General features: G+C 35.0%; 13 protein-coding genes. All 13 read right to left on the bottom strand.

Annotated features, from left to right (window positions below):
* Nucleotides 1–23: 23 nt before the first annotated feature.
* Nucleotides 24–926, bottom strand: a complete 903-nt coding sequence (locus tag AC1DLM_RS05285; protein WP_441988822.1) for a glycosyltransferase family 2 protein — start codon at nt 924–926, stop codon at nt 24–26.
* An 18-nt stretch (nt 927–944) separates the two neighbouring features.
* Nucleotides 945–2,066 carry a glycosyltransferase family 1 protein gene (locus AC1DLM_RS05290; RefSeq protein ID WP_441988821.1) on the bottom strand — a complete coding sequence of 374 codons (1,122 nt, stop codon included), beginning with the start codon at nt 2,064–2,066 and terminating at the stop codon, nt 945–947.
* An 11-nt stretch (nt 2,067–2,077) separates the two neighbouring features.
* A complete protein-coding gene (locus AC1DLM_RS05295; RefSeq protein WP_441988820.1) occupies nt 2,078–3,139 on the bottom strand; it encodes a glycosyltransferase in 1,062 nt (353 codons plus the stop codon).
* Nucleotides 3,102–4,268, bottom strand: coding sequence for a glycosyltransferase family 4 protein (locus tag AC1DLM_RS05300; protein ID WP_477569330.1), 1,167 nt, complete (start codon nt 4,266–4,268; stop codon nt 3,102–3,104). The genes AC1DLM_RS05295 and AC1DLM_RS05300 overlap by 38 nt, the downstream gene beginning before the upstream one ends.
* A gap of 11 nt (nt 4,269–4,279) precedes the next feature.
* Complete coding sequence (gene galU, locus AC1DLM_RS05305; RefSeq protein ID WP_477569331.1) at nt 4,280–5,155, bottom strand: UTP--glucose-1-phosphate uridylyltransferase GalU; 876 nt, start codon at nt 5,153–5,155, stop codon at nt 4,280–4,282.
* 16 nt (nt 5,156–5,171) lie between these two features.
* Complete coding sequence (locus tag AC1DLM_RS05310; RefSeq protein ID WP_477569332.1) at nt 5,172–7,001, bottom strand: polysaccharide biosynthesis protein; 1,830 nt, start codon at nt 6,999–7,001, stop codon at nt 5,172–5,174.
* 651 nt (nt 7,002–7,652) lie between these two features.
* Nucleotides 7,653–10,217, bottom strand: a complete 2,565-nt coding sequence (locus AC1DLM_RS05315; RefSeq protein WP_477569333.1) for a hypothetical protein — start codon at nt 10,215–10,217, stop codon at nt 7,653–7,655.
* A 25-nt stretch (nt 10,218–10,242) separates the two neighbouring features.
* Nucleotides 10,243–11,535 (bottom strand): fibronectin type III domain-containing protein, encoded by a 1,293-nt coding sequence (locus AC1DLM_RS05320; protein WP_477569334.1) that lies wholly within the window; start codon nt 11,533–11,535, stop codon nt 10,243–10,245.
* A gap of 255 nt (nt 11,536–11,790) precedes the next feature.
* Nucleotides 11,791–12,930, bottom strand: coding sequence for a polysaccharide deacetylase family protein (locus AC1DLM_RS05325; RefSeq protein ID WP_441988814.1), 1,140 nt, complete (start codon nt 12,928–12,930; stop codon nt 11,791–11,793).
* 63 nt (nt 12,931–12,993) lie between these two features.
* Nucleotides 12,994–14,001: a glucosamine inositolphosphorylceramide transferase family protein gene (locus AC1DLM_RS05330; RefSeq protein ID WP_441988813.1), complete on the bottom strand. Its 1,008-nt coding sequence runs from the start codon at nt 13,999–14,001 to the stop codon at nt 12,994–12,996.
* Between the two features lie 66 nt (nt 14,002–14,067).
* A complete protein-coding gene (locus tag AC1DLM_RS05335; protein WP_477569335.1) occupies nt 14,068–15,621 on the bottom strand; it encodes a lipopolysaccharide biosynthesis protein in 1,554 nt (517 codons plus the stop codon).
* Between the two features lie 48 nt (nt 15,622–15,669).
* On the bottom strand, nt 15,670–16,854 hold the full coding sequence (locus tag AC1DLM_RS05340; RefSeq protein ID WP_477569336.1) for a glycosyltransferase: 1,185 nt from the start codon (nt 16,852–16,854) through the stop codon (nt 15,670–15,672).
* A gap of 30 nt (nt 16,855–16,884) precedes the next feature.
* Nucleotides 16,885–18,075 (bottom strand): glycosyltransferase, encoded by a 1,191-nt coding sequence (locus tag AC1DLM_RS05345; protein WP_441988810.1) that lies wholly within the window; start codon nt 18,073–18,075, stop codon nt 16,885–16,887.
* Between the last annotated feature and the right edge of the window lie 8 nt (nt 18,076–18,083).

Genomic DNA, 18,083 nt, shown 5'->3' on the forward strand with positions numbered 1-18,083 from the left:
CATTCAAAGCAAAATACTTCTTATTAATTATTCTTTAGTACTGTCTTCCTATTCGTATTCAAAATATAAAAATAGAGTAATATACCAAATGGCGTTGCTAGTAACGTAGTCCATTTATAGGATGACTCCATTAGAAATTTATAATTATTGATCATTAAATTACTTGAAACGTAATGAATAGACTCACGCAATCTGTCTTTATAGGTTGGAGCAAACCTCATAGCTACTTTTCTGAAATGTAAAAAACCCTTTGGATTTCTCTTATATTGGTTGATTATGTTCATACTGGACCCATCAGCTAGATACTCAACATGACATAATATTTCATTCATAATTAGTAATGGACACTCTTGATCGATTAAAAGGTATTTATAACTTAATGGGCAATATTTTTCTCCTGCGAAGATCGGATATGGTGGACATTTACGTGTTAATTCAGACCGATATACAAGTTTTTTATCACCTGTGATCTTGTGTCTCGCATATAATTCTGATATTTTCGAGGCTTTAATATGATTTGGTAACTTTGTGCCAATCATATTTCCATTAGGTGCAGCATCTAAACCTACAATACCAGCATATTTATCATTACCATATTTCCCCCAATAACCAACAATAAGCTCAATGGCATTATCGGCCATATAGTCATCTGAATCGATGCAAACATTGAGTTCAGTGTTAATAAGTTCATAAGCCGTGTTATGAGCTCCATGCATTCCTTGATTATTTTGGTAATGATACTGAATCTTAACAACTCCGTCCAATATCCATTGTTGAACTAGTTCAGCAGTGTCATCTGTTGAACCATCATCAATGATTAGCCAAACAAATTTTTTGGAAGTTTGCCTTTTTAAACTTTCATAGCATAAATGAAGAGTATACGCACGATTGAATGTTGGTGTGAAAACTGTTACTACCGGAACCATTTCATTACCTCCATACATTTAAGCTTGATTTGTATATGTTCCATTGTTTATATAATAATTTGCTAGCCATTTAGACATTTCAATAGTGTCAAATCCATTTGTACGCATTAGTCTAGATGTATCTTCATGCTCGTAAGTAGAAGCAAGCACTTGAGACGCCCACTCCACAGGGGATTGCTTTAGACTAATAAATTGAATACGCCCCGTAGCATCAGTTTCTCGTGTGATCGCGTCAGAAACAAGACACATTAGACCAGCTGCCTGCGCTTCAATAAGTACAACAGGAAGTCCTTCAAAGCGAGAAGGAAAAACAAATAAATCCATCCCCTGCAGAAGTGCTTCAATATCTTCTCTCACTCCTAGGAATCTTACATGTGAACTTAAACCTAACCTTGCAACCTTCTTTTCTATAGCTGGTTTTAAATATCCATCACCAACTAACACAAGCATAGATTCAGGACATTTATCATGAACAGACTTGAATATGTCAATTAAGAAATCGTGATTTTTCTGCTTGTTAAATCTCCCCACATGTCCCAAGACCAATTTATCGCCCACTTGCAATTCTTGTCTAATCTGATTTCTTATACCTTTATCAAGCTTAAAACTGTCTACATCAACAGCGTTGTTAAGAACTGTCATGTCATCGGAATCCGATACTCCCTTTCCGAACAACCACTGACCGGCATTTCTGGAACATGCAAAAAACTTGTTTGGATTATTCTTCATTACAAATCTTGCATACATACGAAAAGGCAGTTTTAAATCAATCCCCAAATCACTTAGGTGACTATGCGCAATTCTGCAGGGAACATTCGCACTCTTCGCTGCTCTCAGTACAAAACTGCTATTTTCATTAATGTGTGAATGTACAACGCTATATTCCGAGTGTTGCTCAAAAAACTCGTCCAGCATTTTAAAATATAGTCTGTAGTTCCCCGGACGAATTTGCGGCATCGTGTATATCTTCCCACCAAGCTTTAAAATTTCATCATCATAATGCCCTCTTTCTTCTCGGTGTACCATAAAATCGAATTGTATTTTGCTGCGATCTATTTGTCGGTAATAATTCATTAACATGGTTTCAAGTCCGCCGCGGTTCATGATGGTAACTACCTGAAGTACACGAGTAGGTTCCAAAACTATCACTCCTATCTAATCGTTTTTCGAAGTCTATTAATGGTTACAAGCATTACATAGAGTCCAACTGCTTGCCTAAATTTGGCGCAAAAATAAAACGTTCTCCAAACAAATGAACAATAAACTGTCTCAAATTGTTGAAAGGAACGTTTTATTCGATTGTCATTTAAAATTGTACTTAATCTACTTATTTTCAAAAATGCGGATTCTGAGTTACTTATCGTATTTAAGCCAAGTCCTAACATATTAAGACAAATACGATTATTTAAAGCTTCATAGAATTCAGAAGGCAGTTCCTTTTCCTTTATGAAACTTTCCATAAAACTATAGAGTTTAAACCATTTGTCCTGCAACTCGGGTTTGTAACTGGATGTTAACGATGTCGTATTTACCCGCCAGTAATGATAATACGGCTTATTTAGTAGAACAAACACTTTTGCATAATAACTGATGTGGATATTAAATAGAGAGTCTTCGTTCGTACCCACAACATTAAGATCGATAAAATTGAGGTTATTTCCCTTAACAAGTTCAGTTCGATACAATTTGGACCAAACAGTTCCCCACGCGTCCAAATACTCAGGATTCGCCATTTCTTCCTTAATTGGTCCAACTAAACGTCTTAGCACATTGGACCGAATTTCTTGGTTCCGATAACACACCTTATTGGGAAGATTAAATTTCTTTTCCTTGGAGTGTGTTCCAAATTCGCGCATGTACGTACACATCACAATGTCAGCATTTTCTTCCATTGCGTTATGATACAGAACTTCATACATATCGTGATCAATCCAGTCATCTGGATCAACAAATCCAATATATTCTCCTCTTGCCAACCGTATCCCATCATTTCGAGCCGCGGATACTCCGCCATTTCTCTTATGAATCACTACGATACGAGTATCTTTAACAGCATAGTGATCGAGAATCGCGCCGCTTGTATCGGTTGAACCGTCGTTTACGGCTATGACTTCAATCTCCTGCATTGTTTGAGATAATATACTATCCAAACATCTACCTAAGTAACCTTCAACATTATATATAGGCACTACTATACTTACCTTTGGTCCCATCCTTATCCCCCAAAAAGTAATTTGTATATATCCCCATGAGTTCAGTTCCAACTTGATCAATTGAGTATCGTTTTACTCCTTGTACACTCGCAATCCCAAATTCTTTTCGTAGTTTTTTAGCCTGATAGAGTTGGTTCAGCCTTATTGCAAACTGATCGCTCTTTAGCTCTGTAATGATATAACCGTTCACCCTATCTTTAATAAGCTCCGCATGTCCTCTATTTTCACTTGCTACAATCGGCAAACCGCACGCCATAGCCTCCATAATATTGACTGGTAAACCCTCACGAAGACTTGACGCAACAGCTACATCACATTGTTGTAATAACTTGCAGATATCATTTCGATATCCAAGAAAATCCACCATGTTCTCAACACCAAGACGAATCGTCAGATCACGACAGCTTTGCAGTAATGGACCACTTCCGGCCAATAGCAACCTTGCACAGGGAACCTTTTCTTTAATTAAAGCTAATGCATGTATGAGCAGTTGCTGATTTTTGTTTTCATTAAATTCAGCTGCATAGAACAAAAGAAAATCATCTGGTGCATATCCGAAGCTTTTTCTCAGTTCTTGTTTGTGCAAGTCAGTAATCGGTTGAAACTGCTCTGTATTAACCCCAACGCCATGAACATGCTCGATTCTTTTGGCGTTAAACCGATGCTTTACTGCCAAGGCGAAATCTTCCTCATTTATCGTAATGAGACAATCCGTATAATTTGAAAAAACCTTCTCAATCGGGTAATACAGCAACCAATTTTTAAAAGGTGCGCCTTTGCAAAAATGGAACCCATGCGCTGTGTATATGACCTTTGTTCCACGTTTCCGTGCCCCTCTCGCCGCTAATCGTGTAAGCATTCCACCCATTGGGGTATGACAATGAATGATATCATAATTATTTTGAATGATAATGGATTTGAGTTGGGAGTATGCTTTCACATTTTTCAGATGAAATGGCGATCTCTGTATCGGAATGTCAAACTTCGCATCGACATAGGGAAGCTCGATATTCCCACTAGCAGCAACATGGACTTCGAAGCCCTGATCCTTGAACCATTTCAAGTAAGGCAGGTGAAAGGCTCTGAAGTGATAATCGACCGTTGCGCAAAACAAAACTTTTCTAGACATCGTGGCATCACCTATTTAATTAATTCTTTCTCCATGAGTTCGGAAAGATATTTCAATAGTCCGTATCTTAAATCTTTACGCTGCAACGCATATTCAATCGTCGTTTGAATGAATCCCATTTTCTCTCCGACATCATAACGGGTACCTTCAAATTCGTACGCATACACCGATTCAATCCGATTTAGTTGTGCGATCGCATCGGTTAACTGGATCTCGCCTCCAGCTCCTGGTTGCTGGTTATTAAGGATCTCGAAAATTTTAGGTGTTAAAATATAACGCCCCATGATCGCTAAATTGGAAGGTGCTAACTCTTTAAGTGGTTTTTCAACAAGATGATTAACGCTATGTAGGCGGTTCTCCAACTCAAAGCCATCCACGATCCCGTATCGGGATACCTCTTCATCAGGTACGTGCTTCACGCCAATAATGGATGCATCGTGATATTCATATTGTTCCATCAATTGCTGCAAGCAAGCCTTATCCGCTCGAACAATATCATCCCCGAGCAATACAGCGAATGGCTCATTGCCAATAAACTTGCGTGCACACCAGATCGCATGCCCTAAGCCCTTAGGCTMCTTCTGGCGAATATAGTGAATATCTACATTAGAAGACTTTTTCACTTCCGATAGCAGCTCGAACTTCTGCTTCTCCAATAAATTTTGCTCAAGCTCGAAGGAGTTATCAAAGTGATCCTCAATCGCTCTTTTGCCTTTACCCGTCACAATGATAATATCTTCAATGCCCGATTCAACAGCTTCCTCAACGATATATTGAATAGTCGGTTTATCAACAATGGGTAGCATTTCTTTTGGCATTGCTTTGGTTGCGGGTAGGAATCTTGTCCCTAGACCAGCAGCTGGAATAATTGCTTTTCTAACTTTCATAAGTGAATGCTCCTTTTCAGCCTACAGATGATAGTTTCTTTGATAACAGAAGAACATTGCTGTTTCCAATATTGAGCAAATGCTCTCTTAAGCTATCTTTATCTAACGTGTTGTAAATAGAAATGATCTCTTTGATTTCTTCCATATATAGATCCGCTGTTTTACCTATATAAATCTTAGGATATACTTGTTGTTCTTCAATTTCATCAGCCTTCAAAAGCTCCTCATAAAGCTTCTCTCCAGGCCGCATGCCGGTAAATTCAATACCGATATCTTCCACCGAGTTACCCGAAAGCTTAATTAGATTTTTGGCCAAATCAACAATTTTTACAGGTTCACCCATATCGAGGACAAAAATCTCTCCTCCCTTGGCTAATGCACCAGCTTGCATAACGAGCCGAGAGGCTTCCGGTATCGTCATGAAGTAGCGAATCATATCCGGATGGGTAACAGATACAGGACCGCCTTTTTCAATTTGATGCTTGAACCTTGGAATGACACTGCCTCTGCTTCCCAAGACATTGCCGAATCGAACGGCTACGAACTTCGTAGCACTACTTTTATCCATGTCTTGAATAATCATTTCGGCCATACGCTTCGTGGCTCCCATGACACTAGTTGGATTCACGGCTTTATCCGTTGAGATCATGACGAAGGTGTTCACTTCATACTTACTTGCAGCAATCGCAACGTTCATCGTTCCAATCACGTTGTTCTTAACCGCTTCTTCGGGATTGCGTTCCATCAGCGGTACATGCTTATGAGCTGCCGCATGGTACACGACATCAGGGCGATGTCGGTTCATAATAGCCATCATTTTACGAGAGTCCTGAATATCTGCAATTTCCGTAATAAATTCCGTTTGTGCGTATTCGCTTATATCCTTCAATTCCATTTCGATGGAGTAGATACTGTTCTCCMCGTGCCCTAATAAGATGAGCTTGCTAGGCTGAAACTTAGAAACCTGACGGCAAATTTCAGAGCCAATAGAGCCTCCTGCTCCCGTTACCAAGACCACCTTGTGGGTGACAAACTCAGAAATACTTGCGATATCGAGCTCAATCGGCTCCCTACCCAATAGATCCTCAACATGAACATCCATGAATTGATTGACCGAAAGTTTGCCCGTAACAAGATCCTCTAGCATAGGCAAGGTTTGTGTTTTGGCATTCGTTTTGGCACATTCTTGGAAAATCACATTCAGATCTTTCCTTCCTAAGGAAGGAATCGCGATAATAATGTTGTCTATGCCTAGCTCGTCGACTGTCTTCTCAATTCGACTAATGCCTCCAACAACTGGAATTCCCATAATATCTAGGTTATGAATACGCACATTATCATCAATAAACGCAATCGGCAGAAGCTCAGTTTCGCTATTCTTAATTAGCTGTCTTGCAACCATAGTACCTGCGGATCCAGCGCCAATAATCAGCGTTCGCTTCTTATTGTCTGACTTCTTAATCAACGTGCCGCGTAGTAATCGCCAACAGAAGCGAGAGCCGCCAATTAGAAGAACATGCAGCATCCATGTAACAGCAAGTAGCCGGAAGTAAACATCCTGAACAACGACCTGCTGAACACAAGCAACCGTAATAATGGTGAATGAAACGGATTTCAAAACAATTAGTAACTCGCCTATACTCGCGTATTCCCACGCTTTTTTATAAAGTTTGTAGCGGAGTGAAAATACATGATGACTTACTAACAKGGCAATTGAACTTACAACTAATGGTAAAGTAATGACTCCTAGCTCTGCGCTCAATAGAAATCTACTAAAGAAAATAGAGGTTAATACAATAAAGGAGTCCGCTATAATTAAAAGTGACAACCGTTGGCTATATGACAAATAAATCCACCCTTTCTTTAAAGTTCTTAAGTATAGGGCCTTTGAAAAAAGACCTTATAATTAAACCCTTTAAGCAATAGGGCATCTAACCCTTCCTCGCACCACACTTTTGACGACTCGCGTCTAAGGTATATTTCAACCCACAGCATGATCGAGTGCCTCCATTGATAGCGGTAAGGAGACATCACCGAACTTATAGTTAAGAATGAGATCTATCTTCAGCTAGGGAACAAATTATTCTCAATAGAGAACTCTGAAGTATAAAAATTCCTTTGTTTTATAATTACATCGGTTTTGCTGCATTAGTAGTTCACTAGGTGATCTTGCCCAATACTTATAAATTAGACTAATCTTAAAAGAAAAAAACCAAATGTTCTTTATAAAGAACATTTGTGGCTGTGTACTGGATTTTTATGCGATCCAATTGTATACATTCACCTTTGAATAATATTTACTATACCTTCATTTTAGTTCTTTATAATGAACATGTCAACGTCATTTTTTCCATTATTGAGAACAACTATTCTTACCGAATTAAGAATTAATTAGGACTCGCTCTTGCGAAAAGCGATCATTATAATCCCCAAACACACTATTAAGAGTCGGTTATTCTTAATAAAGAATTTGGGGATTTAAATTCTACATTTGATTTCAATTGTTCGAAATTAATCCATATTCCTTAAATATTGCTAAAGCACCAATTTCTTTCCAAGTTACTGTATTATCTTGTACTTGCTCTCCTGGAGAACCTGTAAAATTAGGTTTAGTTGCACCAGGATTCCCCGGTGTTATTACTTCGTACACGCGAGAATTGCTTGTTATTCTATCACCTTTATTATAATATCCTGATGACGATCCACTTGAGCTCCACAATGACCCACAAGCATAACCAGCTGTTGTACAAACCCAGCCTACATTTCCACCAGCAATAGGGACAGCTTTATTAAATGTATGCCCTAACAAATATTTACCCGTTGTAGGAACAGTGACAATACTTTTAAATGGCTCCAAAACCCCATTAATGTAGTTATTAGAAGTAAATACAATATCACTTGTGATAGGTTGAATTACTGTATCTAATATATTGTTTCTAAAAAATATTTTATTTGTGGTGATTTGTCTATTTAAGTTAACTGCTGTTAAAGGCTGATTAGATACAAACTCATTTCCATCGACAATTAAATATTGACAAGTAAACGTGCTAGTTAAGAAATCTATTATGTTAAAACTCGTTGTTGCAACCTTATATTCAAATAAATTATTGATTATTTCAAGTCTCCCTTGAATATTGCGCAGATAAATTGCAGGTTTATTTTTACCTATAAATTTACAGTTCCTAATTCTGATTAATTCCATATTATCAGTAGCCGCGAGGAAAAAGAGGTTGTTATTACTATCCCAGTTTTTAAAAAGGCAATCCACGAAATCATACACGGAATTTTTAAGTAAACCGAAAGTCATCGAGTTATCAAACACACATCCCCTTATAGAACCCGCTGGTAGTGTAAGTGATTTAGTGTTGATAAAAGTATTATTTATTAATTGCCATTCGTAAGCGTCATCTTGCCCAGAAAATGTATTTGCTGCCGAAGTCTTGCCCTCAAATACGCAGTTAGAAATTGTTTGTGGCTCTTTCCCGTAGAAGATTGTTGGTTGTTGATTAGATATAAGAGAAGAATCAGCATCATGATAGAAATGGCAATTATTCACAGATACCTTATGTGGTAAGGTCTTTGTCAAATTTAGAGAGCTATTATGGAAATAATTATTTCCAATTACGCACTCCGTAGAATTACGCGAGGATATTTCACATAGATGCAGTACGTTGTTTGTAAATATAACTTCTCCATCCAATGTAAACCCTGATCTTAATACATGATTGCTATCTATAATAATATCAATGCATTCGTTCCAAATTTGGCTAGGTCCAAGTCTGTCCATAACATTTTTGGAGAAGATTACATGTTGTGTATAAACTAAACTAATACCTAGCTTACAATCATAAAGATGATTTCCTTCAATAAAATAGAACTGATTCAAGCCGTAACCATCTTCAATATCAATGGCCGCCTGTGGAGGTGTTCCATAAATATCATGTATCTTGTTGTTACTAATATAAATGTACTTTCCTCCAGCGCTTATTCCACATCTTCTTGAGTGATGCAAATTGCATTTTTCAATAAACACATTTCTAGGATATAATGGAACGCCTATACTTAAAACAACGCTATCAGACACAGATGTTACTGGAATATTGCTTTGGTATAATACTACTTTTGCATAAGCAGCACCTGATGGGATAGGGACGTCCTCGAAGAAATTAACAGTTTTGAGAGATGAAACATACGCATCTGAACTATTGTAAAAGATAACATCACAAACAGTAGTATTTATCTGACTCCCAAAGTCGCCCCAACCATTTCCGCATATTGAGAAATATCCGTATTTAATCATATCAGGCTTATTCAGCATGATTTTATTCGCGATTCTTATTTTAGTTGTATCCGTTAGCAAAGTACCATTTGTGAGATTAATACTGCCCTGTTCCCAAGCTGACATGTTATAACCGCTTTGGAAATTTGGAGTCATACCTACCCCTATGGAGTCACCTGTACAATTGTATACTTCTAAGTTATCCAAAATGATATATTCTGGGTTTCCTAAATTATCGACAACGGAGTTGCTACCTATGTTGACCCCCATTGAGCCTTCATGTGTGCCTCCACTAGAATAGTCATGATACTCTCTATCACCTTCAATACTACCATTCATGATTCGTACATTTACTTGATTTTTTATATCTATAATATGATAATTCGAGTAACCATTATTTCTTATTCTTAGTTTGGCTCCACCTAAATTCAAGGTCATGTAACTACTTGGAATTATTGCACTATATTCATCAAGAAGATAGGTCCCCAATGGAAAGATGATTTCTGAGTATCCCTGCCCTGAGGCCCATTGAATCGCGGCATTAATACCAATTGAATTAGCTTTCGCTATTTTTTTATCATTGTAGTCAACAGAAGTATTGTTCAACTCCCATCGGCTAAGGTCGAGCACGTATGAACCAAGGACTTTCCCCATCACTTTGCTTAGTTCGAGAAACTTATCCTTCAGACTGGTTGTTGGATCAACGTAAACAGCATCTGATACTGTTATTGGATATATATAGTCACCATTCGATCCTTTTAACTTATTAATTCTCCCCTTCATATCTTACCCCTCCTCTCCAATTTAGTTATCCCGCTGCCCAAGTACCTCCAGTAAGTGTGGCAGTCTTTCCATTTCCGCTTGCATCTACAATGGCTGTCCCTGTAAATTTTTCAGTCAAATTATAAAATGCCACGACATTACCACGATTCAGTATTTTAATTGAATAGATCTTACCCTGCATTTTAGAATTATTCTGATAATCCGAATAAATGTTTATTTCGTCTGTAGCAGTGGAAAAAAGACCTAAAGTAAGTGTTATTTTATTATTTTTCACGTAATTAATATCAATAGGTGATACTTCATTTATTAAAATCTTTGTCCATACGGGACCATATTGTATATTTCCATTATCATTAATTGAAAAAAAGGATGTAGAAACTCCTGGTCGAGCATCTACATAAGTGTACCAAACACCAGCAGGTCCTGGATTAGCTTGACAAGTTAGTTCTACGGTGTCAAAAGTTAGGCTAGGCAATTTAATAAAATCCGTAGTACCATTCATTAATATGGTGTAAGTTCCATATGTTCTAACTGATATTCCTACACCAATTGCCTCATTGTTAGAGTAATCTCTTGCCTTAATTGAAAAAGTATAATTAGTAGCCGGGATTAGTCCAGTTACTTGGTACATTAAAGGCTGCAACTTAGAGGCGGTCGCTGGTACTGTTGTTACCAAAGTTGCTCCGTTATATATGTTATATTCTTTGGTATCTGAAGACAGACTCTCTGTCCAATTTAAGACTAAATTGGTTTTATCCAAATAAGTTATATTAACTCCTGATACATCTGCTGGTGGTATGTCATCAAACAACTCCACTATTTCACCTGCACCTACATTCCAATTCTCTAACGTTATTGACGMTCCTCCATATGATGGAGCTTTAGGTACCCATTTATTATTTTCAAATGTTAATACATTGTCATTAACAGGTAGAGTGTCTTCCACATTAACATCAGTGAGACTGCTCAGCGTGTGAGAATGATTTGTTAGTGCCTTTCCATCCAGAATTGGTTGTAAATTATTTATATCCACAATACTGTGTAAATGAGTTGCATTAGCTTTTTGAGATAATAGACTAACTAATTTTGAAGCTGACAACGTAGTAGTTGTGCTACTTAAATTAATATCATCTATTAGAAAAGACTCACTACCTAAAAAAGCCCAATACGAAGTATTACTTGTTGGAATCCCGCTGCTATCTTGAATACATATAAAGGAAGCACCTTGATCTAAAACGATATTGCCCTTTTTATAACTAGTAGAAGCATCATATGTGCCTTTATAACCAAACAATTGAGACACAAAGAGTAACATCATCCCACTCCCCTCTCACTTCATATTCATATAAATTTAATTCCCGTTCCCTTTCTTCACCCAATTATATTATATTTTAGTAATTGATACTTCGCTTGTATGAATGCACCTGACTATCTTACTCATTTTGAAACTGTCAGCCAGTTTTGAAATAATTGCATTACTTTTTTGGAAATGATATAAACAAAAAGAGACGAACCAATTGAGATTCGCCCGTTCGATATTCGACCTTGTAAAATGTAATCGAGTTATATTTTATTAGAGATTAATATCTTTTAACTTTGGAAGTTTTTTTAATAATCTAAGATCAGCTATATTATTATTACTTAGATTTATTTTTTCAAGATTTACAAGATACTGCAATCCATCCAGGTTAGATATGTTTTTATTACTAAGATCTAATTCTTTGATTGAGCTTAAATCCGATATTTTCACCCACGGTTCTATTGGATTTGAAATATGTTCTCTAATGCATTTTTCCAAATTGCGATCAATGAAAGTAGCTACTCCAGCAATTTCAGATGTTGTATAAAATTCCATATCATTTTTTTTTGCTTCATTTATAAATGTCTGAAGAGTTTTCGGCGATATTCTCCACTCCCCAGCTTTCTCCCATCCCCAGCCGGAATCCTCCCAGACAGCCTCTTCAGGTAAAATAGAGTGGCAAGTTAAGATGATATTTCTCCCTGTTTGTTTAGCGACTTTCAACATCTTTATAATATATTTAACATCAGATAATTTATTATTATCAATACAAATAGAAGGAGCAAAACCAGTATAATTAAACGCCGTTAGATTATCTCCGTATAGATGACCTCTTATAATTTTAAAATATTTAGGGACTAACTCCTTTATGTTATCATTGTTATAATTAAAGAATGGAAACGCATAAGTTACTGGCTTTTTGAATTTCTCATTGGTTCTCGAATGCGATTGCTCTTCCATCCAATTAATTAGAGGGAGTATATCTTCTTCTACCCATCTACTTATTCCAAATTCATTAGAATAATTTGCAGCCCTTGTATGTTTAAAACCGTGATGAGCTATTTCATGGCCATTTGATTGCAGTTCTAACAACATATCTATTTCTTTCTGTGAATGCTCTCTTTGATTTTCAAAATGGTGAAATGTATTTATATTAAATGTCACTTTAACATCATAATATCCAAATATGTCTTTTCCATAAGTATACCAATGGTTCACTCTAAAACTATCATCAAAAGAAAGAGCAATTCCAGGTTTATTAATAAAAGGTAGCATTGGCTCAATTGTATTATCATAAAATTCCCCGTTTTGTCTCTCCATGATTTTGAGTATGCTTTTCCAATATTTATGTTGAAAAGATTTCATTCTATAGGATCTAAGTGCACTCATAAATTTATTATCCAATAATATCAAGTTATCCCCCTCTTAAATTCTTTAATAGCGCTAGATCTCATTCAAATATACCCTTAATAAAATTTACAATCTACTTATTTTCATTTTTAATCCTAACACTTTTAACAAAATTGAGCCTTTGCATAAGATAGAGTCAATCCTCCATAATAGATAATTACGTTTTTCTAATCTATGGCCATCAACAACAATTAGCCATTTATCTTCCGCGGTTTTTATTTGGTCGATAGTATGCATACCATCTTTTCTCCAATCAATTTCTTTCTGAGTTCCACTTAAAACTAAATTAATCTGCTCTTCTTCGTACTCTGTCTCTGAAAGTACTTTTATTCTAAATACTCTCACTGCACTCCCATAATGGGGTTTTCCATCTTGTGTATATCTAAATATGTCATCCTTCTCTACGATTACTCTACCACCAGGTCTAGTAATAGTTGGATTATCAGTTATTAGAGGGCTTTTCGGATGTTCTTCCCAGCCTTCTTCAAGTCTATCCGAAAAAAATAAGTGCAATTTACCACTCTTTCCAGCGAGCATCCACCACTTATTGTTATATTGAAATATACTTGCGTCTACGTATCGCCCACTTATTAATTCACAAACCACATCCCACTCGTAAGGGAAATTTTTGGCTCTATAAAGTATTACTTGATTCGCCTCACTCGACTCTGGAATCATATAAAACTCATTATTAAACTTAAACACATATGGATAAGACAGATGATAGTTCTCTTTTAGAACAATTCTTTCATAATTCCATTTTTCCCCATTCAAGCTTGTTGCTAGTCCAATAACTCCTCTACCTGAGGATTTATCAAGAACCTCAAAAAACATTGAAAACTTAGAGTCATGAGAAATAATAAACGGGTCTGCAATAAATTCAGCTGGCACATCAGTAACATCTAGGGCCTGTAACGTTGGACTTTCCAAGACGTTCTCATGCGGCGGAGCAGAAATTAACTTATCAGAATTAAATACTTTTATTGACCAAATACCAACAGTTATTGTTCGTTTAATTAATCTACTCAGAAAAATCACTAAAATAAGAGTGATAATAGCAAGTAAAATATACACTAAGACACCATCCCTTTATTTCTTCTTTACTATTACCAGCAGATATTATAGGCTATCAAAATCAACCTACTGTTCAAATTTAATTTGTTGAAATATCTTTAATTTTAATCCMCTTAATACATTGGTCAACACATTCTTTATATATTGGAATTCTTTGCTTCTATAAAAAATAAGAACATAAATTGCATTTGGAATAATTAAGCAGATACTCCCTTTTACTACTAAAGAAATAAAGCTACTTCCTGATACCAGTACATTACAAACATATGTAGTTATGATGCAAGAAAAAATTGTCAAAGCAGCATAAAATACATAATTATAAAAATATGACCTTACTGGGGTATTAAATATTTTCTTATATATTAGCCGCGGAGCATTCCAAAAGACAGTACTTAAAATGCTTATAGTTGTTCCTAAAAAAATCCCGGCTAATGCAAAATATTTTACTAAAATTAATGATGCTCCTAAAATTATTACGGATTCTATTAAAGGCATATATTTGTCTTGAACAAATATGCCTCCTTTTACCTTGAATGTTAGAACCGATGATCTTAGCCCATTTATGTAAAAATTAATAATTATAATTAAAAATGTAAACGAGTCTAACAAATACCCTTTCCCAAGCCACCAAATAATAAAGGGTTCTAATAAGTTGAATAAAAATATTACACAAACTGAATATATCCAAAAATTTATTAAGTACAATACCTTGAATACCGAATAACTCTTATCATTGCTCTCTACAGCAATTAAATTTCCTATACTAGCTCCAACTCCACCTAATATGGGAGCTATAAGTGCTGTTAGTTGTCCCAAAATCATTGTATAGTTAGAATAAAGTCCTACTGTTACAATACCAATAAATGAGGATATTAATATGTTATTTGTTCCGAAAACACAATATCCACCTATACTGTGAAAAAAAAGTGCTTTGATATTCTTAATTAAACTATCTTTTTCCTGTTGATCGATCGAATATCTAACTTTAGTTTTGATAAACGAATACTTTCTTTCAACTATTTTACTACTGCAAATAGTTTGTATGAAAAAAATGGCAATTTCTATCGATAAATATAAAATATAGTTTTTTGTTATAATTAAAACCAATATCCTAGAAGTAATTGTGATTATTTGAAAAAAGAAATTCACTCTACTTAATACATAACCTTTTTGATCTGCATTAATTAAAGATACTTTGTGCGCATTCATATATGAAATCATATTCTTAGCCACAAATATAAAATATGCAATGGTGATATACGGGATTGACTTGCTACCCTTCATTAGTTCTTCTAAAAATGGATAGAGAATTAAACTTAAAACAAAAATAATGATTGCTAATACAGTATAAGCTTTTTTATATAATTGTATTAGTGCTATAATCTTAGGCCTATCGTTCTCGGCTAACGGTTTATAGAGATTATATACAATGCTTACTCCTATACCACTTTCCACTAATGAAAGCATAGATAGAAGATTATCAATTAATCCGTTAACTCCAAGATACCCTACACCCAAACTGTCCAAAAAAACTTTTCTTGAAATAAAACCTAATACCCCAATAACTAATTGGGAGATAATACCAACTGAGATATTTTTTATCGAATTCTCTATTCTCATTTCTAACAAATCCTTTTCAATAAACTTATAAAAGTAGACAGTAAAACACTAAATATTGTATATTTTCTCCATTTCAAGTGTGTAGTCAAATCTATCTTTTGCAAGATTGTCAGAAAACCTAATACACATCTCTTTATTGTTAATCAAATTTGTGATAGCATCATAGATTTCATCCTCATTAAACTTCACAATCAGCCCAGTTTCCCTATTTTTAATCTGTTCTTTCGCTCCAGTAAAATCAGTAGTTACAATAGGTTTTTTTAAACATCTTGCTTCTGCAAGTGCAATGCAGTATCCCTCATGTCTGGATGGTTGCACATATAAATCACACTGTGAAATGTAAGTATATGGATTTGAGTCGGTACCTAAAAAAATAAATTTATCTTGCAAATTATATGCTTTTACTAAATTTTCGTACTCTCTTCTCGAGCTTCCCTCACCGACACAGTACCACTTCACTTTGTATCCATTTTCAATTAATTTCGCTAGTACTCGTATTGCCAAATCTTGACCTTTTTCGGTCGTCAATCTACCTACTGTCAAGATCCTTAAACCATTAAATTTATCATTAAATCCATTACCTTCTTTGGCTTGACTATAAATCATTTTTGATGATATTACGTTCGAAAACACCTCAGTCTTGTCACTAATAATTGGTAGCACATTAATTAGCTTGTTTCTACCCTCTTTAGATACAACAAAAATCTTATTGAACTTATTGTAGATTTTAGATGCATACTGCTTGTTAAATCCAATTTTTGTAATATCAAAGTGAATCCACTGAATTTTATTCTTTGCTTTTATTTTATTTATAACAAAGTAGCTTATGAAGTCCATTGGTCCGTCATAAGCTACAGCAACATCGTATTCAGTATTTATTGATGGATAACTCTTTAAAATATATTTAAAAAAGATACTTCTATCTTTGTTAATCTTGGAAATTATGTGTAGAAGTAATATCGTAACGGACTTTATAAATTTACCTTTCTTGAAATAATTTAAAGCAGTTTTTTGTGGTGGGTTATTTAGTGTTTCTTTTATGTCTTTATAATTCTTGAAATATTCAATTTGAACTCCACTTGGGATAAAATTTAAAAATCCACCATACTCCTCTAATAAATATATTGTTATATCGTACTTATCTTTTGGAATCTCTGATAACATATTAAGCAGTGCTTTTTCAGTTCCGCCCACATTCATGTTTATCGCCATGAATAATAATTTTTTTTTCATTAGTTTTCTACTCACTTTCATAGTGCTTCACTATTTCATTAATTGATGGAATTTTTCTATTTCTTCAACATTTCCTTTTTTCTCGAGTTGTAAATATTTAATAATACTTTCCCTTAGTACTGTATCATTCATCATTCTCAATATCCCCTTACAAACAGCTTCGGCATCCATATCGACTACAATTCCATTTTCCCCATCTATCATTTGATTGAATACAGCATCAAACCTTGTTGTGACAACCGGTATATTAAGCATTCGGGCCTCAGCAATAGCAAGACCAAAACCTTCAAACCTTGATGTCTGCACATATATATCACTTTCTTTAATAAATGGATATGGATTTGGTGTAACTCCTAATAAAATAAAATGACTCGATAAATCATTTTTTTTAATATATTCTTCAATTTCTTCTTTTAAAGGGCCTTTACCTAGTACATACCATCTAAACTTAATTCCACTTTCTCTTAATTTTTTACAAGCTTCCAGAGCAATATCATATCCTTTTTGGTGGGCGAGTCTTCCTATGGTTAATATTCTGATCCCATCAAAGTCATCAGCATATTTATCTCCTAAATTAGCCATATTAGCAATAATATCAGGATCATTAATATCGTAAATAATATCGACCTTGTCTGAATAATATGGAAATGTTTCTAATAATATCTCCTTAGCTGAGTCAGACACAGCAACTATCCTATCATATAGATCATAAAATTTTTTCTGGAACTTTTCTTCTCGCTCATCCAATCGATAACTAACATTTACCCAGGCAATTTTTTTATTTGCTTTTACTTTTTCTGCTACATAAAATGTAGGAATTCCCTGAGCATAACTTATCGCAACATCGTAGGTTTTAGGATTATGTTCTATTACATCTGATATACTTTCCCAGTAAATCCTTGCTTTTTGAGCGTTAGAATATTTTTTCACTCGAATCCCAATGGAGTATTTCATTCTTGAAGAAAGCATCTTAATATCCGTTTTCTTCACAGTATCCATTAAAGCTTCTATTAAAGGTAACCTCGAAAAATCCGTATACTTTAATGGTCTTAAAATATTAACTTCTTTCGGAACTAATCCCTCAAGTAATTCACCGTGTGTAAATAACATTAAATCTACACTATACTTTGAATAATCTAATAATGTCAGTAATGTTATTAAGCTCTTCTCTGCACCTGCACAAACTAATGAGTCGATTACAAACAATAGATTTTTTTTCATCTTTTTAA

The sequence above is a fragment of the Paenibacillus sp. 01T442 genome, from assembly GCF_056398345.1.

What these genes read in the sequence shown, in the direction of transcription:
- AC1DLM_RS05340 (WP_477569336.1), bottom strand. Translation starts at nt 16,854, where the DNA reads ATGAAAAAAAAATTATTATTCATGGCGATAAACATGAATGTGGGCGGA.
- AC1DLM_RS05345 (WP_441988810.1), bottom strand. Translation starts at nt 18,075, where the DNA reads ATGAAAAAAAATCTATTGTTTGTAATCGACTCATTAGTTTGTGCAGGT.
- AC1DLM_RS05315 (WP_477569333.1), bottom strand. Translation starts at nt 10,217, where the DNA reads ATGAAGGGGAGAATTAATAAGTTAAAAGGATCGAATGGTGACTATATA.
- AC1DLM_RS05285 (WP_441988822.1), bottom strand. Translation starts at nt 926, where the DNA reads ATGGTTCCGGTAGTAACAGTTTTCACACCAACATTCAATCGTGCGTAT.
- AC1DLM_RS05300 (WP_477569330.1), bottom strand. Translation starts at nt 4,268, where the DNA reads ATGTCTAGAAAAGTTTTGTTTTGCGCAACGGTCGATTATCACTTCAGA.
- AC1DLM_RS05295 (WP_441988820.1), bottom strand. Translation starts at nt 3,139, where the DNA reads ATGGGACCAAAGGTAAGTATAGTAGTGCCTATATATAATGTTGAAGGT.